20 protein-coding genes are annotated in these 19,954 nt (G+C 39.0%); 19 read left to right on the top strand and 1 reads right to left on the bottom strand.

Annotated elements, in window-relative coordinates:
- The first annotated feature begins 88 nt into the window (after positions 1-88).
- The 3 genes from LKF16_RS03095 to LKF16_RS03085 are packed head-to-tail and all read left to right on the top strand — an operon-like array spanning position 89 to position 4,717.
- Positions 89-1,810 carry an ABC transporter ATP-binding protein gene (locus LKF16_RS03095; RefSeq protein ID WP_291468547.1) on the top strand — a complete coding sequence of 574 codons (1,722 nt, stop codon included), beginning with the start codon at positions 89-91 and terminating at the stop codon, positions 1,808-1,810.
- Positions 1,810-3,690, top strand: coding sequence for an ABC transporter ATP-binding protein (locus tag LKF16_RS03090; RefSeq protein WP_291468545.1), 1,881 nt, complete (start codon positions 1,810-1,812; stop codon positions 3,688-3,690). The genes LKF16_RS03095 and LKF16_RS03090 overlap by 1 nt, the downstream gene beginning before the upstream one ends.
- 55 nt (positions 3,691-3,745) lie before the next feature.
- Positions 3,746-4,717 carry a serine hydrolase domain-containing protein gene (locus tag LKF16_RS03085; RefSeq protein ID WP_291468542.1) on the top strand — a complete coding sequence of 324 codons (972 nt, stop codon included), beginning with the start codon at positions 3,746-3,748 and terminating at the stop codon, positions 4,715-4,717.
- Positions 4,718-4,837: 120 nt separating this feature from the next.
- On the opposite strand, the gene LKF16_RS03080 is transcribed toward LKF16_RS03085, so the two are convergent.
- Positions 4,838-6,175 carry a Mur ligase family protein gene (locus LKF16_RS03080; protein ID WP_291468540.1) on the bottom strand — a complete coding sequence of 446 codons (1,338 nt, stop codon included), beginning with the start codon at positions 6,173-6,175 and terminating at the stop codon, positions 4,838-4,840.
- A gap of 166 nt (positions 6,176-6,341) precedes the next feature.
- Here LKF16_RS03080 and LKF16_RS03075 point away from each other — a divergent pair, with 166 nt between their 5' ends.
- From LKF16_RS03075 to LKF16_RS03000, 16 genes are all read left to right on the top strand, one after another.
- The gene (locus LKF16_RS03075) at positions 6,342-6,923 is read left to right on the top strand and encodes a thymidine kinase (protein ID WP_291468538.1); all 582 of its coding nucleotides are present in this window, start codon (positions 6,342-6,344) and stop codon (positions 6,921-6,923) included.
- 14 nt (positions 6,924-6,937) lie between these two features.
- Entirely contained in the window at positions 6,938-8,035 is a 1,098-nt protein-coding gene (gene prfA, locus LKF16_RS03070; RefSeq protein WP_291468536.1) for a peptide chain release factor 1, read from the top strand.
- Positions 7,980-8,864 carry a peptide chain release factor N(5)-glutamine methyltransferase gene (prmC, locus tag LKF16_RS03065; RefSeq protein ID WP_291468534.1) on the top strand — a complete coding sequence of 295 codons (885 nt, stop codon included), beginning with the start codon at positions 7,980-7,982 and terminating at the stop codon, positions 8,862-8,864. The genes prfA and prmC overlap by 56 nt, the downstream gene beginning before the upstream one ends.
- A 2-nt stretch (positions 8,865-8,866) precedes the next feature.
- Entirely contained in the window at positions 8,867-9,877 is a 1,011-nt protein-coding gene (locus LKF16_RS03060) for an L-threonylcarbamoyladenylate synthase (RefSeq protein ID WP_291468532.1), read from the top strand.
- Positions 9,878-9,888: 11 nt separating this feature from the next.
- A complete protein-coding gene (gene upp / locus LKF16_RS03055; RefSeq protein WP_291468530.1) occupies positions 9,889-10,518 on the top strand; it encodes a uracil phosphoribosyltransferase in 630 nt (209 codons plus the stop codon).
- A gap of 91 nt (positions 10,519-10,609) precedes the next feature.
- The gene (atpB, locus tag LKF16_RS03050) at positions 10,610-11,320 is read left to right on the top strand and encodes a F0F1 ATP synthase subunit A (RefSeq protein ID WP_291468529.1); all 711 of its coding nucleotides are present in this window, start codon (positions 10,610-10,612) and stop codon (positions 11,318-11,320) included.
- A 23-nt stretch (positions 11,321-11,343) separates the two neighbouring features.
- The gene (gene atpE / locus LKF16_RS03045) at positions 11,344-11,556 is read left to right on the top strand and encodes a F0F1 ATP synthase subunit C (protein WP_291468527.1); all 213 of its coding nucleotides are present in this window, start codon (positions 11,344-11,346) and stop codon (positions 11,554-11,556) included.
- Between the two features lie 69 nt (positions 11,557-11,625).
- Positions 11,626-12,153, top strand: a complete 528-nt coding sequence (gene atpF, locus LKF16_RS03040; protein ID WP_291468525.1) for a F0F1 ATP synthase subunit B — start codon at positions 11,626-11,628, stop codon at positions 12,151-12,153.
- The gene (gene atpH, locus LKF16_RS03035) at positions 12,140-12,688 is read left to right on the top strand and encodes an ATP synthase F1 subunit delta (RefSeq protein WP_291468523.1); all 549 of its coding nucleotides are present in this window, start codon (positions 12,140-12,142) and stop codon (positions 12,686-12,688) included. The genes atpF and atpH overlap by 14 nt, the downstream gene beginning before the upstream one ends.
- Before the next feature lie 15 nt (positions 12,689-12,703).
- A complete protein-coding gene (gene atpA, locus LKF16_RS03030; protein ID WP_291468521.1) occupies positions 12,704-14,233 on the top strand; it encodes a F0F1 ATP synthase subunit alpha in 1,530 nt (509 codons plus the stop codon).
- Between the two features lie 17 nt (positions 14,234-14,250).
- The gene (locus LKF16_RS03025) at positions 14,251-15,168 is read left to right on the top strand and encodes a F0F1 ATP synthase subunit gamma (RefSeq protein ID WP_291468519.1); all 918 of its coding nucleotides are present in this window, start codon (positions 14,251-14,253) and stop codon (positions 15,166-15,168) included.
- Positions 15,169-15,188: 20 nt separating this feature from the next.
- Positions 15,189-16,640: a F0F1 ATP synthase subunit beta gene (gene atpD / locus LKF16_RS03020; RefSeq protein ID WP_291468518.1), complete on the top strand. Its 1,452-nt coding sequence runs from the start codon at positions 15,189-15,191 to the stop codon at positions 16,638-16,640.
- A gap of 16 nt (positions 16,641-16,656) precedes the next feature.
- Positions 16,657-17,088, top strand: a complete 432-nt coding sequence (locus LKF16_RS03015) for a F0F1 ATP synthase subunit epsilon (RefSeq protein ID WP_291468516.1) — start codon at positions 16,657-16,659, stop codon at positions 17,086-17,088.
- Positions 17,089-17,282: 194 nt separating this feature from the next.
- Entirely contained in the window at positions 17,283-17,516 is a 234-nt protein-coding gene (locus LKF16_RS03010) for a DUF1146 family protein (RefSeq protein ID WP_363305155.1), read from the top strand.
- A 28-nt stretch (positions 17,517-17,544) separates the two neighbouring features.
- Positions 17,545-18,867, top strand: coding sequence for a UDP-N-acetylglucosamine 1-carboxyvinyltransferase (murA, locus tag LKF16_RS03005; protein ID WP_291468514.1), 1,323 nt, complete (start codon positions 17,545-17,547; stop codon positions 18,865-18,867).
- Between the two features lie 96 nt (positions 18,868-18,963).
- Complete coding sequence (locus LKF16_RS03000; protein WP_291468512.1) at positions 18,964-19,953, top strand: rod shape-determining protein; 990 nt, start codon at positions 18,964-18,966, stop codon at positions 19,951-19,953.
- The last annotated feature ends 1 nt before the right edge of the window (position 19,954 follow it).

The following is a 19,954-nucleotide window of genomic DNA, read 5'->3' as shown; positions in this document are numbered from 1 at the left end:
CTTATTTATTCTATTTATAGAATAATATCGCAAATAGTGATTTAATACTACAATGACTGCTTTGGTCTAGAAAAAAGGGAGTGAATGAATGTTTAAGATAGTTCGAGGACGTCTGAATATTTGGCAAGTTACTGGCTCGATCTTGTTCATGATCGGTCAGGTCGTAGCTTCATTGTATCTACCTAATATTACATCTGATATCGTTAATAACGGTATTGCCAAGGGTGATACAGGCTACATCATGACTGCCGGAATGAAAATGATCATTATTTCAGTTCTGACAGTCTTAGCCTCTGTTTGTAACGTTTTTCTTGCTTCTCAAGCTTCTCAAGGCTTAGGACAAAAATTACGCTCGGATTTATTCAGAAAAGTTTTGTTCTTTTCACATGATGAATTTGATTCTTTTGACACATCATCATTAACGACAAGAACAACTAATGATGTTATGCAAATTCAAAATGTTATCGTCATGATGTTAAGAATGATGATCATGGCGCCAATCATGTTAGTTGGTGCTAGTTTTATGGCCTACCAAAAAAATGCGGAGATGACGAAGATTTTTATTATTGTTATTCCAGCATTGATCATTGTTGTTGGTAGTGTCATGTATTTCGCAGTTCCATTATTTAAAGCAATGCAGAAAAAGACTGACCGCTTGAACCTGATCTTCCGTGAAGGTTTGACTGGTGTCAGAGTTATTAGAGCTTTTAGACAAGATGGATTTGAACAAAATCGTTTTAAGGGCGCTAATGACGACTATACAAACAATGCCATCAAAGTTTACACAATTGTTGCCATGATGGTGCCATTTGTAACATTGATCATGAGTGGTACTAACATTGGTATCACTTGGTTAGGTGCTAATTATATTGCCAACCAATCAATGCAAGTTGGTAATTTGATTGCATTTATGACTTATGCAATGCAGATCTTGATGAGTTTTATGATCTTGTCATTGATCTTTGTTTTGGTTCCACGTGCTTCAGCTTCTGCAGCACGTATTCAAGAGGTTTTGTCTAAAGAAAGTACTATCGATACAGTCGCAAAACCTGCCAAGATCAAGGGTGAGGCATCATTGGAATTTAACGATGTTAATTTCCGTTATGTTGGGGCTGAAAAATTAGCTTTGACTAACATTAATTTCCAGATGGATAAAGGTCAGACCTTAGCTATTATTGGTGGTACTGGTTCAGGTAAAACTACGTTGATCAACTTGATCCCACGTTTTTACGATTCTGAAACTGGTGTTGTACGCATCAATGGAACTGATGTTAAGGCCTTGAACACTGAAGATATTAACCGTAAAGTTGCCATGGTCCCACAAAAAGCCGTCTTGTTTAAAGGAACGATTCGTTCCAATATGCTTTATGGTAAAGAAGATGCGACTGATGATGAGATCTGGCACGCATTGGAAATTGCCCAAGCGGACGGTTTTGTTAATGAATTAGACGACAAGCTCGACGCAGTGGTTGAACAAGGAGGAGACAACTTCTCTGGTGGTCAAAAACAACGTTTGGCAATTGCCCGTGCTTTAGTTAAGGATGCTTCGATCTATGTATTTGATGATTCGTTCTCAGCACTTGATTTCAAGACTGACCTTAACTTAAGAACAGCACTTCAAAATGATGAAAAAATCAATCAAAGCGTGGTCGTAATTGTTGGTCAACGTATTTCTACAGTTGCCGATGCCAATCAAATATTGGTTCTAGACGACGGTAAGATGGTTGGTTTAGGTACTCATCAAGAACTTAAAGAAAATAATAAGACTTATCAAGAAATTATTGAGTCTCAGATCAGGGAGGGACAATAATGGCTAAAGACGAAAAGACCACTGCACCAAGTCAACATGTCGGACCAGGCAACCATCACGGACCAGGTCCAAAACCTGATAAGCCAAAGAACTTTTGGAAAACGGTGCGCCGCTTAGCATCATACATGTCCGCCTATATCTGGGGGATCATTGCCGTTTTGATCTTGGCAATTTTATCGTCAATTTTTTCTGTTGTGACTCCGAAAATTTTAGGACAAGCAACGACTGAAATTTATAAAGGATTCATGACTGGTGTCGCTCAGCAAAAAGCCGGCATCAAGGTGGATCAATTCCCAATCGATTTTGATAAGATCAAACAAATCATCCTGATCGTCTTCATCATGTATCTATTCTCTGCTTTGTTCAGTTTCATTCAACAATTTGTGATGACACGAATTTCACAGAGAACAGTCTACAAGTTGCGTCGCGACTTGAAAGCTAAGATGCGTCGTTTGCCGATCAGCTATTACGATGAACATTCAAACGGTGATATTATGTCCCGTGCTATCAACGATATGGATAACATTGCAGGTACCTTGCAACAAAGTATCACGCAAATCGTTACCAGTACCGTGACCTTCGTTGGTGTTTTGTGGATGATGTTCACGATCAGTTGGAAATTAACTCTGATTGCTTTAGCTACTATTCCACTGAGTTTGGTCGTAGTCGGATTAGTGGCACCATCATCACAAAAGTTTTTTGCTCGTCAACAGAAATCGCTTGGTTTATTAAATAACCAAGTTGAAGAAAATTATGCTGGCCACGTGGTAGTTAAGAGTTTTAACCACGAAGATGAGGCAATTTCAAAATTTGATGCTGAAAATGAAACTTTATACAAAGCTTCATGGAAAGCTCAGATGATCTCAGGTATCATCATGCCATTAATGACTTTGATCAATAACTTGGGATACGTATTCATTGCTATGTTTGGTGGTATTCAAGTTGCCAATGGAACAATTGCTTTAGGTAATATCCAGGCATTCTTGCAATACATGAATCAATTCTCACAACCAATCACTCAACTGGCTAACTTAGCTAATACTATTCAGGCTACTGTTGCTTCTGCCGAACGTATTTTTGAAGTGATCGATGAACCTGAAATGGATGACAGTCCAGTTGATGTTCCAGATATTCAAACTGATAAAAAAGTTATTTTGGATAATATGGACTTCGGATATGAGGGCAAGCCATTGTTGATGGAAGATTACAATTTGGAAGTTAAGCCTGGAGAAATGATTGCTATCGTAGGACCAACTGGTGCTGGTAAGACGACGGTTATCAATCTGCTTGAACGTTTCTACGATGTTAAGGGTGGTTCGATCAAGCTTGACGGTCGCGATATCCGAAACATGAGTCGTGAAGACGTCAGAAGTCATTATGCTATGGTTCTTCAGGATACTTGGCTATTCACAGGTACGATCTATGACAACTTGAAGTATTCCAATGAAGATGCTTCAAAAGAAGAGATTATTGCTGCAGCTAAAGCTGCCCATGTTGATAGCTTTGTTCGTCAACTTCCTGATGGATACGACACAGTTCTTAACGAAGAGGCATCAAACATTTCTCAAGGACAACGTCAATTGATCACGATTGCTCGTGCTTTTGTCGCTGACCCAGAAATTTTGATCCTTGATGAAGCTACTTCATCCGTTGATACCAGAACTGAAGTCCACATTCAACATGCTATGCAACGATTGCTGAAGAACAGAACTAGTTTCGTAGTTGCTCACAGATTATCAACGATCCGTGATGCTGATAAGATCATTGTTATGAATGAAGGCTCAATTGTTGAGACCGGAAATCATGATGAACTTATGGCTAAAAACGGATTTTACGCTGACCTTTATAACAGTCAGTTCGCTGGTAACGTGGCTATTTAAAATATTTGTTATAATTAAGGCATGCATCGCATGTCTTTTTTTGTGGAGATAATTAATGATGAACAATTTTGTAGAAACTAATGCTCAAATAAGAGACTTGGTTAATCAACAAATAGTCCCTGGAGCAAGTTATGCCTTCATAGAGGGCACACACGTGGACAAACATGTTTTGGGATACAAATCATGGCAACCTGAAAAAACCTTATTGTCTGGCGATGAATTGTACGATCTAGCATCGTTGACTAAGGTTATGGGAACTATTCCGCTGATTTTAAAAATGATTGACGAAAACAAGATTTCTTTGCATGACCCGGTTTCTAAATATTTGCCCGAATTCACAGATCAACGAGTCGAAATTTTTCATTTATTGACGCATACTTCAGGTATTGCCGGATATATTCCGAACCGTGATTCGTTAGATGCACCAGAGTTGATTGATGCGTTGTTGAAGTTACCAGTAACTGATAATTTTGATAAAGTCGTTAAATATACTGATACTGGAATGATCATGTTAGGATTGATCGCTGAAAAAATTTATGGCGAACCGGTCCAAGATATTATTGTTAAAGAAATATTGGATCCTTGGGAATTAGAAGATTCAACCTTTGATCCAGTTGAGAGTCGTTGTACGCCAACTTATCCAGTCAATGGGGAAATGTTAATCGGAATTCCTAACGACCCCAAAGCACGTCAATTGGGCAGGCGCTGTGGATCAGCGGGGATGTTTTCAAATTTGGACGATGTCGTAAAATTTGCCCAAATTATGCTGCAGCCTCAATATGAATTTTTGTACCATAATTTTACTAAGTTAGATCCTGGACGTTCTTTGGGGTGGGACGTTAAGCCAGACGGACAGGGAAGAGTCTTGTTTCACACAGGTTATACCGGCCATTTCATCGCTTTAGATTATCAGACGCAAAAAGCGATGGTCGTTTTGACCAATCGAGTTCATCCAATTGAACACAATGAGATTTTTTTGCTCAGACGCAAGACTATCCTAGAATCGTTTTTAGAAGAAGACAATTAAAAGAGCGTGCGACAAAGCATGGTGAGCGCTCAAGCATTAACGTAAAAGACGACCTAATTCATATTTGAATTAGGTCGTCTTCGTTGTTACGCGGAGGGTGCCATACTTTGTGGCACGCTCTTATTTAATATATCCTTGTTCGCTTAAAGTTTTTCTTAAGGACATCATGGCAGTATAGGTAGCTAGGACGTATATCTTTTTAGTTGGGATGTTTGGGATCTCTTTAACGAAATCTTCGATCTCAATCGTTTCGATGTTCTTGTCCATATTGAGTCCGGCAATCTTGAAGCGATAAGTTACGTCTTTGACACGCTTTCCACCAGTGATCACTAGCGGAAGTTTGTCATAGTCAAAATCTTCAAAGTTAGCGTCCCAGATCCAACTAGTATCGATACCGTCAGCATAGTTGGCATTAAGTAGGAAGGCCAAACTATAATCTGACTTATCGCTTAAAATAGTTTCAATAACTTGGTTTAAACCTACTGGGTTTTTGACCAAAATGATGTTGACGTCTTTGTCATTTACGGTAATTGTTTCTTGACGGCCAAAGACCTTTTCATCATATGAAAAAGCTTTAGCAATTTGTTCAGTGGAAATGCCCATCTCTGAGGCAATGGCGTAAGCGGCTAATGCATTGTAGACGTTGTATTTACCACCGATGTTCATCGTAAATTTATTTCCATCGATTGAAAACTCAGTTTTGTTAGGCAACAGTGTTTCGATGCCAGTTACTTGATAATCTAAAGGATGACGTTTGAAACCGCAGTTTGGGCAGAAGTAGCTGCCTAAGTTAGCGTAAGAAATGTTGTGATAGTGCAGGATATGGTTGCATTTAGGGCACAAGACGCCGTCGGTATTAGTTGGAGCTTTGATATCGTCATTTTCATGACCTTTATCTGTGAATCCGTAATAAACGACTTTATTTGGTAATTCTTTCGATGAGAAAATAGCAGCATCGCCATTAGCAATGATAGTAGCATCTGGCGCTAGTTTGATACCATTTAAGATTTTTTGATAAGTGGTGTAGATTTCACCATATCGGTCCATTTGATCACGGAAGATATTAGTGAGGACGAAATATTTAGGCTTGATATAACGACAGATGATCTCGACATTGGCTTCGTCGACTTCTAGAACAGCCAATGGTTTCTTGCTAGTTTTGCGATGGGTGATAAAACTAGTGACGATTCCTTGGATCATGTTCGAACCTGTCGGATTAGTCAACACGTCATCATATTTTTGGGTGAGCATCTTGTTGATCAGCGAAGTTGTCAAAGTCTTACCATTAGTACCGGTAACGACGATCAATTCGTAATTTTTACCCAAAGTTGCCAAAATATCTGGGTCGATCTTGTAAGCGATTTTTCCTGGATATGAAGAGCCCCCGTTAAAAAAACGGCTCAGAATAAAATAAGAACTTTTTCCAGTGAGTGTTGCAAAGCTTGATTTAAGTGTCATTATTAAACCTCAATTGATTTATTAGAAATATCTTAGCATATATAAATTACATTTTAGACAATTTTGATTTCAATTTACAGAAACTTACTAACAATTATTGAAATTTCTGTTATTTGAGTAGTGCATTGGGTATAATTTTCAAGGAAATAAATTTGGAGGCGTAAATTTGGCTCAACTATTTTTTAAATACGGTGCGATGAACAGCGGTAAGTCAATTGAGATCTTAAAGGTTGCCCACAACTACAAGGAACAAGGCAAGTCAGTTATTTTAATGACTAGTGTTTTAGATACTCGTTCTGGAAAAGGCAAGATCTCGAGTCGAATTGGATTGTCGGCTTCGGCAATCGCTCTTCAACATGATTCTAACGTTTATGATATTGTTAAAGAGGAAAATACCGATGCTGCTTGCGTATTGATCGATGAATGCGAGTTCATGACAAAGGAACAAGTTATTCAAGCAACTAAGGTAGTGGATGATTTAGATATACCAGTTATGGCTTTTGGTCTTAAGAATGATTTTCGTAATGAATTATTCGAAGGATCTAAGTATTTCCTACTATATGCTGATAAACTAGAAGAAATGAAAACTATCTGCTGGTTTTGTAAGAAAAAGGCTACAATGAACATGCGTATGTCTGATGGTAAACCAGTTTATGAAGGAGACCAGATTGCTATCGGCGGAAACGAAATGTACTATCCAGTTTGCCGTCGCCACTACAATCATCCTCCAATGCTAGAAGATAAGTAGAAAGGATTCTTAAAGTGGATAAAATATTTGACCAACTTGAAGGACTTTTAGACCGCTACAATGAACTACAAGAATTAATGAGTGATCCAGAAGTTATTAATGATACAAAACGATACATGAAACTTTCTAAAGAAGAAGCCGACATGCGTGATGTCGTAGCTGCTTTTAAGAAGTATAAGGAATTAAAACAGAGCATCAGCGATAGCGATGAGATCTTGCGTGAGACTGATGATGACGAAATGCAAGCAATGGCTAAAGATGAATTAAATGAATCAAAGGCTGAGCTTGAAAAAGTTGAACATGAAATCACTCTCTTGATGCTTCCTAAAGATCCTAACGATGATAAAAATATTATCATGGAAATTCGTGGAGCTGCCGGTGGTGACGAAGCGAGTTTATTTGCGGCCGATCTATTAGGTATGTATTCAAAATATGCTGAAAAACAAGGCTGGAATTTTGAAATCATCGATGAGAACTCCACTGAAGTAGGTGGATACAAAGACGTTGCTGTCATGATCACTGGTAATCGAGTATATTCAAAATTGAAGTATGAAAATGGTGCTCACCGTGTTCAACGTGTTCCTGCAACTGAATCAGCTGGTCGTGTTCACACGTCGACAGCAACTGTTGCTGTTATGCCAGAATACGATGAAGTTGACGTTGATATCGATCCTAAAGATATTCGTGTCGATGTTTATCGTTCATCTGGTGCTGGTGGACAGCATATCAACAAGACATCATCTGCTGTCCGTATGACTCACTTGCCAACTGGTATCGTGGTTGCCATGCAAGATCAACGTTCTCAACAACAAAACCGTGAAAAGGCTATGCAAATTTTGCGTTCACGTGTTTACGATTACTATGAATCGGAAAATCAAAGCGAATATGATGAAAAACGTAAGTCAGCTGTTGGTACAGGTGACCGTTCTGAACGTATCCGTACATATAACTATCCTCAAAACCGTGTTACTGACCATCGTATCGGTCTTTCATTGAACAAATTAGACCGTATCATGAATGGTGAATTAGATGAGATCATCGACGCGCTGATCGTTTATGATCAAACTAAGAAATTGGAGCAGATTCAAAGTGGAGAGACTAAGTTATTCTAATGCCCTCAAGAGGGCTTTTTTGCTATTAAAGGAAAATGATCAGTTTCCTGAGGATGCTCAGTATTTACTCGAAGAACTTTCAGGATATAATTACACCCAGTTGCAGCTGCATCGAAACGACCCAGTTCCGGGGCGGGTGCTTCATCGATTCCGGGATGGCTTGATCCGCCTCAAAAATAATGAACCAGTTCAATATATCTTGGGTCATGCTTATTTTATGGGCAGGGATTTTACAGTTAACTCAAACGTTTTGATACCTAGGCAAGAGACCGAAGAAATGGTCCAGAAAATCATCGATGACCACACAGAGGATTCGGCCGAGGTCTTAGACATCGGCACAGGATCAGGCGTGATTGGAATCACTCTGGCAATTGAATTTCCTGATGATGAAGTTTTAATGTCGGATATTTCTGAAGATGCGATTTCTGTCGCACGACTAAATGCTGACAATTATCAAGCAAACAACGCTTTTTTTGTAAAAAGTGATTTGTTTGCTGATATCAAACCGCAGGAATTTGATGTGATCGTCTCGAATCCGCCTTATATTGCTCGCTCTGAAAAAAATGTGATGGATGAGAGCGTCAAAAAATATGAGCCGAAATTGGCTTTATATGGGGAAAATGATGGATTAGATTTTTATGAACGGGTTTCAAAACAAGTTGATAACTACCTCAGCGAGTCGGGAAATCTGTACATGGAATTTGGATATCATCAAAAAACTGAAATAAAGCAAATATTTGATAAAAACTTACCTCAATATGCGGTAGAATTTTATAAGGATATTAGTGGCAATTTTCGTTATTTAAAAGCATTTAGAAGGAAGGTGTAAAGTTGGAAACAGTTATTTTGAACGATGATCAAATCGCTCAAGCTGCTAATTTCCTAGCTAAGGGTAAATTAGTTGCTTTTCCCACCGAAACTGTATACGGTTTGGGAGCAGATGCGACTCGTCCAGATATCGTTAAGGATGTGTATGCTGCAAAGGGCCGTCCCAGTGACAATCCACTGATCGTGCACGTTGATGGTCCGGAGATGGTTTGGCAATATGCTGATTTAGACTACAAGCCGCTGGCAGAAAAGTTGATGAAACGTTTTTGGCCAGGTCCGTTGACGATCATCATGCCTATTCAGCCTGGAACTTTGTCGCCCGAAGTTACCGGTGGTTTGAAGACTGCTGCATTTAGGATGCCAAATAATCAAGTTACCTTAAGTTTGATCAAACAATTTGGTAAGCCAATAGTTGGTCCTTCAGCAAATACTAGTGGTAAACCTAGTCCGACTGAAGCTAAACATGTTTATCACGACTTAAATGGGAAAATAGCAGCGATTCTTGATGATGGTCCAACTAAGATTGGAGTGGAATCAACTGTTATTGATCTGTCTGTTGATATTCCAACGATATTACGACCAGGGATGGTCACAGAAGATGATTTGATCGAGGTCTTAGGGGACGTTAGAAGTGATCACCATAAAGTTACTCAAGAGGAGATACCAAAGGCTCCAGGGATGAAATACAAGCATTATGCACCCAACGCCCAAGTTATCATCATTGATAACCAAGCTGACTTTGAGAGTGCAATTGCAAAATATTCTCAAGAGACTTCTAAAATTGGTATCCTTGCAACTGATCAAGTTTTAAATCAGATTTCTGAAAATTATCCCAAGTTTTCATTGGGCAAAGATGTCATCACTGCGTCGCAGCACTTGTTTGCAGGGTTAAGAGAGTTAGATAATTCACAAATGGATTATATCCTTGCACAAGGGTTTCCTGACACTGAACATTCTGCCGCTTATACGAACCGCTTGAATAAATCCGCAGGACAACAACACTACACAAAATAAGGAGCATTAAAATGTCAAAATTCGAAGTATTGAATCACCCATTAATTCAACACAAACTTACTATTATTCGTAGCAAACACACAGGTACCAAGGTATTCCGTGAAGTTGCGAATGAAATTGCCGAATTGATGGTTTACGAAATTACTCGTGACCTTCCACTAACAGACGTTGAAGTAGAAACTCCAATGGGCAAGTCAACTCAAAAGATGATCGCTGGTAAAAAACTAGCTGTTATTCCTATCTTAAGAGCCGGTTTGGGAATGGTTGATGGTGTTTTGCAATTGATCCCAGCAGCTAAAGTTGGGCATATTGGTATGTATCGTGACGAAAAGACTTTGAAACCTCATGAATATTTCGTAAAACTACCTAGCGATATTGATCAACGTGACTTGTTTATCGTCGATCCAATGCTTGCCACTGGTGGTTCTGCAAACATGGCTATCGAAGCCTTGAAAAAACGTGGTGCTAAGCATATGAGATTAGTTGTTTTAGTTGCTGCACCTGAGGGTGTTCGCGAAGTTCAAAAAGAACATCCTGATGTTGATATTTATGCTGCTGCTATGGATGAAAAACTTACTGAGAGTGGCTATATCTTCCCAGGTCTAGGTGATGCTGGAGATAGATTATTTGGTACTAAATAAATAAATCACTATTTAAATAAACTTTTTTAAGTGTTATTATTTTTGAAGTATCAATATGTATTTTCAATAAGCGAAGAAAGGGGGGTTATTATTGGATGATAAATATAAGTTTATTGACTTCCTTGGCCTTCGGTTCAATGTTGCCAATTGCTTATCTGCATTGATTGCAGCAATTCTGGTTTTCATTTTGGTGTTCTCGCTTTCACGCAAGATCCAAATGAGACCAGGCAAAGCACAAAATGTTTTGGAATGGATGATAGATTTCACGAATGGTATAGTCAAACAAGCCTTTCAAGGTGACTCTGGAAACAGATTTAGCTTGTATGCTTTTGTACTATTCCTATTCATTTTCATATCTAACCAATTAGGCTTGATCTTACAAGTTAAAGTTGGCGGATATACCTATTTGAAATCACCAACTGCGAACCCAATTGTCACCATGTCGTTAGCATTAGTTTCATTACTACTTGCTCACTACTTCTCAGTTAAGAAGTGGGGCTTTGGTGGATACATTGGTAACTTTGCACGTCCAGTCTCATTTTTGACGCCAGTTAACCTTCTTGAGGAGTTCACAAACTTCCTTACGTTGTCACTACGTCTCTATGGTAATATTTTTGCTGGTGAAGTACTTCTTGCACTTATTGGAACTGTTGCTAAGAGTTTTGGCATAGTTTCATTTGTGGTAGCAATACCGATCGAGATGATCTGGCAAGGCTTTTCAGTATTTATTGGAGCCATCCAAGCGTACGTATTTACAACCTTATCAATGGTTTATATCGCACGTAAAATGACAAAAGAATAACTTTTATTGGAGGATTTTACATTATGAAAGAAATCGCCGCAGCTCTTGCAGCTGGTTTAGCCGCTTTTGGTGCATCAATTGGTAACGGACTCGTTATCTCTAAGACACTTGAAGGTATGGCACGTCAACCCGAAGTATCTGGCCAACTAAGAGGTACTATGTTTATTGGTGTTGGTTTGATCGAAGCTGTTCCTATCATCGCCATCGCTATTGCTTTCGTTATTCTTTTCGTATAAACATCGAATTATTTCCGGCGATAATAGATCGCCTTTTTATGTTTTATATGAGAGGAAGGAGTTGAGAATATGGCAGGTATTTTAGTACTTGGAGCAGGTACAGGTAAGTTAGCTTTGGGTGACATGCTTTTTATTCTTATATCTTTTATCCTTTTAACCTTAGCCGTAAAGCATTACGCATGGGGTCCAGTCACTAAGATGATGGATGCTCGTTCTGCAAAGATCACGGGAGACCTTGATTATGCAGATTCTGAACGTGCTAGTGCAGAAAAGCTGAAAAAGGAACGTGAAGAAGCACTACGCAATTCACGTGCTGAAGCTATTGAAATTGTTAATAAAGCAAAGGACAGCGGTGATACTCAAAAGAAATCAATCGTTGCCGATGCACATAGCGAAGCAGAAGTTGTAAGACAAAAGGCTAAGTCGGACGCTGAAAAAGCTAAACAAGACGCAATGTCAGAAGCACAAAATGATATTGCAAGCTTGTCTTTAGAGATTGCTTCAAAAGTTATCTCCAAAGAGCTGAACGCTGACGATCAAAAGTCACTAATCGACTCTTATATTAAGGAGTTGACTGTACACAATGAAGATAAGTAAATTACAAGTGGGAAAACGTTACAGTAAAGCTCTCTATGAAGTCGCTCAAGAAGAAAACGTCGTTGACGAAATTCTTGAAGACCTCAAAGCTCTCAAGGTTATCTATAAGGAAAATCCAAATTTGGGTTTTGCTCTTTCAGGCAATTCAATTAGTGCCACTGAAAAGAACAAGATTATGGATACCTTGAAAAAGCCTTTTGGCGAGCTCATGCAAAACTTTTTATCAATGTTAGTCGATCGTAAAAGAATGGACTGCGTTGATGAGATTGCAGACGCATATATTGATAAATATGATGCTGATAACGGAATTGTTGAAGTTGAAGTAACTTCAACAATTGAGTTGAGTTCTGATCAAGAAGATAAATTAAAATCCGTGATCGAACAACGTTTCTCAGTGAAACAAGTAAACTTAACAAAAATAGTAGATCCTTCAATCATCGGTGGAGTCATTATCCGTGTTGGTGATCAAGTTATCGACGGCAGCGTGCTCAAACGTTACACTGCTATCAAGAATTTGCTATTAGTTAACAATTAAGTCGAGGTGAAAAGAATGAGCATCAAAACTGAAGAGATTAGTTCTCTAATCAAAGAACAATTAAAGAACTATAACAATGAACTCTCAGTTGATGAAGTAGGTACAGTTACATATGTCGGTGATGGTATTGCTCGTGCTAATGGCCTTGAAAATGCTATGGCGAGTGAGTTACTTGAATTCCAAGACGGTACTTTTGGTGTGGCTCAAAACCTTGAAAGTGATGATGTTGGTATCATCATTTTAGGAAATTATGATCAAATTCGTGAAGGCGATACAGTTAAAAGAACTGGTCGTATCATGGAAGTTCCAGTTGGTGACGCACTAATTGGACGTGTCGTAAATTCTTTGGGCCAACCAGTTGATGGACTTGGTGAAATCAAAACCGATAAAACTAGACCTATCGAATCTCCTGCACCCGGAGTTATGCAACGTAAATCAGTTTTCGAACCTTTACAAACTGGTTTAAAGGCTGTTGACTCATTAGTTCCTATCGGGCGTGGTCAACGTGAGTTAATCATCGGTGACCGTAAAACAGGTAAAACATCAATTGCTATTGATACAATCATCAACCAAAAAGATCAAGATATGATCTGTGTATACGTAGCTATTGGTCAAAAAGAATCAACAATTAGAAACCAAGTAGAAACATTGAGAAAAAATGGTGCCATGGACTACACTATCGTTGTCGAAGCTGGTCCTAGTCAACCATCTCCAATGCTTTACTTTGCACCTTATGCTGGTTGTGCAATGGGTGAATATTTCATGTATAACGGCAAGCATGTTTTAATCGTTTATGATGATTTAAGCAAGCAAGCTAATGCTTATCGTGAAATATCACTATTGCTCCGTAGACCACCTGGGCGTGAAGCATATCCTGGTGATGTTTTCTACTTGCATTCACGTTTGCTAGAACGTGCTGCTAAGTTGAGTGACGATCTAGGTGGCGGTTCAATGACTGCATTGCCTATCGTCGAAACACAAGCCGGTGATATTTCAGCATATATCCCAACTAACGTTATTTCCATCACTGATGGACAGATTTTCTTGAGTAGTGATTTATTCTATTCAGGTACAAGACCAGCTATTAATGCCGGTGAATCTGTTTCTCGTGTTGGTGGTGACGCACAGATCAAGGCAATGAAGAAGGTTGCTGGTACATTACGTCTAGACCTTTCTTCATACCGTGAACTTGAATCATTTGCCCAATTTGGTTCAGATCTAGATGAAGCTACAAAGGCCAAACTAGATCGTGGTGCAAGAACTGTTGAAGTATTAAAACAACCAGTTCACGCTCCAATGCCAGTGGAACATCAAGTATTGATCTTATTTGCTTTGACAAGAGGATTCTTGGACAAGGTAAAGGTTGACGATATCCTTGGTTATGAAGCTTCACTTTCTGAATACTTCGAAGCCAATCATGCTGATCTCTTAAAGACAATCAAAGATACTGGTGCTCTTCCTGATGAAGATGCTATGAAGGCCGGCGTGGATGAATTCACAAAGAACTTTTTAGCTTCAAAGAGCGCTGATAAGCAGGACAAATAATACAGGAGGTTTGAATCATGGCTGAGTCCCTAATGGACATTAAAAGAAGAATCACTTCTACTCAAAAAACCGGTCAAATCACAAGAGCCATGCAAATGGTTTCTGGTGCCAAACTCTCACGTATTGAAAAACAATCTGTAGCTTATCAACTTTATGCTAAGAAAGTTGGAGATATTGTTCGTCACTTGACGCTAGGGAATGTTTTTAAAAATGTTCCATCTTGTAGCAATGCTGCCGATCCATTAAGTGTCAATAATATTCTTCAAGTTCGTGATGTTAAAAAGACTGCTTACATCGTATTAACTAGTGATCGTGGTTTAGTTGGCGGATACAATAGTAATATTTTAAAAGCTATGATGGATATCTTCCGTACTAAACATAACAATGATAAAAGTAAATTTACGATTATCTCATTAGGTAATACCGGAACAGAATTTTTTAAAGCTCGTGGTTACGACATTGCATACGAATATCGTGGCTTGCCAGATATTCCAACTGTCGAAGATATTACTCCGATTGTTAAATCGATCCTCCAGTTATATCAAGCAGGTACATTTGATGAAATATACCTTGACCACAACCATCACGTTAACTCGTTGGTATCTAGATTCACTAATGAAAAATTATTGCCTCTAGATAAACCTGACGACGTTACGGCAGAAGAAGAAAATATTGCCAGTGAATATATTACTGATCCAGATCCTGAAACAGTACTTTCAGCGATCGTTCCGCAATATATTGAATCATTGATGTTTGGAGCAATGATGGACGCTAAAACAGCAGAACATGCTGCTTCAGTTACAGCGATGAAGAGTGCTACCGATAATGCTGATGACTTAATTTCCAGCTTATCGCTTCACTATAATCGTGCACGTCAAGCTCAAATTACTACTGAGATCACAGAGATTGTTGGCGGTGCTGCGGCACTAGAATAGTTTAGAAAGGAGCCAAATTAATGAGTAGCAAAGGTACAGTTATTCAAGTTATTGGTCCCGTTGTTGATGTGGAGTTTCCTTTAGATGGAGATCTTCCAGAATTAAATGATGCTCTTAAGATTACTAAGAGCGATGGATCAGTAATCACCGTTGAAGTTGCATTGGAACTTGGTGATGGCGCCTTGCGTGCTATTTCTATGGGTTCAACTGATGGACTTCAAAGAGGTGCTGAAGTTATTAATACAGGAAGTCCTATCACGGTTCCTGTTGGTAAAGAAACCCTAGGACGTGTGTTTAACGTTTTAGGTGAATCTATTGATGGCGGAGAGAAATTCCCTGCTGACTTTAGACGTGATAGTATTCACCGTAATGCTCCTGCATACGATGAATTAAATACATCTACAGAGATCCTGGAAACAGGTATTAAAGTTATTGACCTTCTCGAACCATACGTTCGTGGTGGTAAAGTTGGTTTGTTCGGTGGTGCCGGTGTTGGTAAAACCGTTCTTATTCAAGAGTTAATTCACAATATCGCCGAAGAACACGGTGGTATCTCAGTATTTACTGGTGTTGGTGAAAGAACTCGTGAAGGTAATGACTTGTATTATGAAATGAAAGAATCAGGTGTTTTGAAAAAGACTGCCATGGTTTATGGCCAAATGAATGAGTCACCTGGTGCTCGTATGCGTGTTGCCTTAACAGGTTTGACAATTGCTGAGTACTTCCGTGATGTTGAAGGACAAGACGTTCTATTGTTCATTGATAACATCTTTAGATTTACACAGGCTGGTTCTGAAGTTTCTGCTTTGCTTGGACGTATGCCATCAGCCGTTGGTTATCAACCAACATTGGCTACAGAAATGGGTCAATTGCAAGAAAGAATCACTTCAACTCAGAAGGGTTCAATCACTTCAATTCAAGCCGTTTATGTTCCTGCTGATGATTATACTGACCCTGCTCCAGCTACAACTTTCGCTCACTTGGATGCAACAACCAACTTGGAACGTAGTTTAACTGAAATGGGTATTTATCCAGCTGTTGATCCACTAGCATCATCATCTTCTGCTCTTGACCCAGCAATTGTTGGTAAAGAACATTATGAAGTTGCTACACAAGTTCAACAAGTATTGCAAAGATATCGTGAATTACAAGATATCATTTCTATCTTGGGTATGGACGAATTGTCTGATGAAGAAAAGACAGTCGTTGCTCGTGCAAGACGTATCCAATTCTTCTTATCACAAAACTTCTCAGTTGCTGAACAATTTACTGGTCTTCCAGGTTCATACGTTCCTGTTGAAGAAACAGTTAAAGACTTCAAGTCAATCTTGGAAGGTAAATACGATGATGTTCCTGAAGATGCTTTCAACGGTGTCGGTGGAATTTCTGACGTATTGGACAAAGCTAAGAAGATGGGCTGGAAACCAGCTGATGAACAAGACGATAACTCAACTCAAGCAGTTGCAAACTAAATAAGGAGGGTATGATATGGCTGATCAAGAACAACCAATGACGGTCAATATTGTTACTCCTGATGGTGTCGTTTATAATCATCACGCTGAAGTCATCGTTGCAAGTGCTATTGATGGTGATATTGGTATCATGCGTGGACATGAACCAATAATTGCGCCACTCAAAATCGCTGAAGTTCGTGTTAAACGAGTAGACAATCCTAATCATGAGGATTGTATTGCGGTTAACGGTGGTTTCCTGGAGTTCAGCAATGATCTTGTTTCAATTGTTGCAAATTCTGCTGAAAGAGCCCGCGACATTGACTTAAGACGTGCCAAATATCAAAAAGAGCAAGCTGAACAAACTATTCAAACTGCTCGTGATGGTAATAATGTTGATGATTTGGACCGTGCTGAAGTTTCATTGCGGAAAGCTATTAACAGAATTAACGTTAGTGAACACAAATAATTCAACCAAAAGTCTAGGACATGTTCCTGGACTTTTTTTGTATTTAAATTGTATTAAGTCTGTTACAATGAAACGAATTGCTAGATAAAAAATCATTTTTTTAGTCAATTTGACTCATTTTTTTATATTTTAAATTACTTTAAAGAACAAACTATCAGGTATCCATTCGTGTTACCGTTTGAATAGAGGTTTTGATGATGCACAGTTTAGGAATTACCGCAATAATTACCATCGTGAGTCACTTATTTTTTATTTGGCTTAGTTATAATGCACTTCAAGCAGTTGATTGGCGAAAGATTTATGACAAAAATAACACAAGAATGTTACAATTACTCGTAGCGCTAATTTCAATTGCACTGGGTTATACAGTGAGCTCATTTTTCTTGAGCATCATAAATGTATCGCAAAACCTAACATTACTAATGTAATTAGCTGAACGTTTTGGAGGGAAATACATTGCAACAAATAATCGTAGACGGGCCTTCACGCCTTAAAGGAACTGTAAAGATCGAAGGTGCCAAAAATGCCGTACTGCCGATTCTTGCATCGACATTGTTAGCTTCGGAAGGAAAGACGTATTTAAGTAATATTCCTCCTTTATCTGACGTCACAACGATGTGCAAAGTTTTGGGAGCATTGGATGCCAAAGTAGATTTTGATCAAGATACTGAAACAATCGTCGTAGACTCAGCTGCCGGTATTTCAACGACTGCTCCTGAGGACTTAGTTGATAAAATGCGTGCTTCAATTGTTGTTTTAGGACCTATTTTAGCTCGTAAAAAGGAAGCACATGTTGCCATGCCCGGTGGCTGTGCAATTGGCTCACGTCCTATTGATTTGCATTTAAAGGGACTCGAAGCAATGGGTGCCAAATTCTCACAAAACGGCGGCTTCATCGATGCTGTAACTGATGGATTACATGGTGCAAACATTTATTTGGACTTTCCAAGTGTTGGAGCAACTCAAAATATCATGATGGCGGCAACTCTTGCTGAAGGCGAGACGGTCATCGATAACGTTGCCCGTGAACCAGAAATTGTTGACCTTGCTAACGTATTAAGTAAAATGGGTGCAAATATTTCTGGTGCAGGTACCAATACAATCCGCATTAAAGGTGTTAAAGAAATGCATGGCTGTGAACATGCAATCATGCAAGATCGTATTGAAGCTGGAACATTCATGGTTGCGGCTGCAGTTACAAACGGCGATATCATGATTAAAGATGCTTTAGTAGCACACAACAAACCATTAATTTCAAAATTAACTGAAATGGGTGTTCAAATCATTGATTCTGACGAAGGGATTCGTGTGATTGGTACAGATGATTTGAAGGCAGTTGATGTTAAAACATTGCCACATCCAGGATTTCCAACTGATATGCAAGCTCAAATGACATTGGCTCAACTTTTGAGTAATGGTACAACGGTCATGACTGAGACTGTCTTTGAAAATCGTTTTATGCATTTTCCAGAACTTGGTAAGATGCATGCCGATTACAAGATCGAAGGTAATTCAGCCATAATGTTTGGGCCAGCACAATTAACAGGTGCTAATGTTTCTGCGACTGATCTTCGAGCTGCTGCAGCTCTTGTTTTAGCTGGAATCGTTGCCGAGGGTGAAACACGTGTTTCAAACTTGCAATATTTAGATCGAGGCTATTACAATTTCACTGAAAAGCTCCAAAACTTAGGAGCAAATATCAGACGTGTCTCAATAGATCAGAACGGAAGAGAGAGTTTAGTCTTCAAAACTGTTTCTAGTGCCGATAAACTTGCTTAGGAAAGTGGTTTAGCCACTTTCTTTTTTTGTTTAACAATGTCATGCTGTTGCTGGTTATGATATACTTTTTTTGTCTAGATTTTTGGAGGATATAGTATGGCGAAATATCTTGGAATTGATTTAGGAACTGCGAATGTATTAATTGATGTCAAAGGCGAGGGTATTGTTCTAAACGAACCATCGATTGTTGCAATCAACTCGAAAACAAACGATGTGGTTGCTGTTGGTAAAGATGCTTACCAAATGGTTGGTAGAACACCAGCTAACATCACTGCCATTCGACCACTTAAAGATGGTGTGATTGCTGACTTTAACATCACTGAAAAAATGCTTCAATACTTTATCGATAAATTGAACGTTAAGAGCTTTTTCTCAAAGCCTGTAATTATGATCTGTGCGCCTACAAACGTAACTCCAGTGGAACAAAAGTCCATTATTGAGGCTGCGGAACAAGCAGGTGGGGGGAAAGTTTATCTTCAACTTGAACCTAAAGTAGCTGCTGTTGGTGCAGGATTGGACATTTTCAAACCACAAGGGAATATGGTAATTGATATCGGTGGTGGTACTAGTGATATCGCTGTTTTATCAATGGGCGATGTTGTTACTAGCCGCTCTTTAAGATTTGCCGGCGATAAAATGACTACTGCTATTCAAACGTACGTTAAGGCCGCTCATAACTTGATTATTGGTGAACGTACTGCTGAAGCAATCAAGATGGAAATTGGTTCTGCTGAGGGCGGAAACGAAAGTACAACATTTTCTGCTAGTGGTATTGATATCGTTTCTGGCTTGCCAAAAGAAATCACGCTCAACGAAAAAGAAATCGAGGATGCTTTGCGTGATGGTATCAATCAGATCATTGAATCTGCTAAGAGCGTTTTAGAGGAAACTCCTCCAGAATTATCTGCAGATATTATTGATCGTGGTATCATGCTCACTGGTGGTGGCGCCTTGTTGAAGAACTTGGATAAATTACTATCGCAAGAGCTTGAGGTCCCAGTTTTGATGACTGACAGACCACTAGATTCAGTGGCCTTGGGTACAGGAATACTACTTGAGAATATTGAAAAACATAAGAAATATTAAG

The organism is Companilactobacillus sp. (genome assembly GCF_022484265.1).
GTDB lineage: Bacteria > Bacillota > Bacilli > Lactobacillales > Lactobacillaceae > Companilactobacillus.
This window is presented reverse-complemented; position numbering and strand designations above follow the sequence as displayed.